This is a genomic window from Erwinia sp. V71 (genome assembly GCF_965644245.1).
In the GTDB taxonomy this organism is placed as follows: Bacteria; Pseudomonadota; Gammaproteobacteria; order Enterobacterales; family Enterobacteriaceae; genus Erwinia.
The window spans coordinates 1-325 of record NZ_CBFFRK010000312.1 but is presented as its reverse complement, the minus strand read 5'-3'; the positions used below and the strand labels follow the sequence as shown (position 1 = coordinate 325).

Annotated in this window: 1 pseudogene; it reads left to right on the top strand. The window is 43.1% G+C overall.

From position 1 onward, the window contains the following. Nucleotides 1-72: 72 nt before the first annotated feature. Nucleotides 73-246 (top strand): annotated as a pseudogene (locus ACSZO1_RS22775) (carbohydrate porin); the annotation flags it as partial. Nucleotides 247-325 lie beyond the last annotated feature (79 nt).

Below are 325 nucleotides of genomic sequence, written 5' to 3'. Positions count from 1 at the left end.
TGAAAACGATAGATGAACGGCAATCATTGTAGTCATGAACAGAACTTTGAATGATTAAATCGCACCTTCCCTAACCGAAATCATGATGATAATCTGACAACGGAAAGGCTTCAGGATCAGCGCGTTCATTTTAATGACCTGGCACAAGAAGGCTGGGGGACAGGGTCAATAACACGCCTTGGGTATTTAACATTTAGCCGAACGTTTATGGATAAAAAGTTAACCTGGCGTGCAGGGTTAATGAATTATCAGCCGCGAATTCAGATAATAAGTGCAACGCTCGGACATGATTGTGGAGAGTGTAGGAGGAAGGGTTAACTACCGA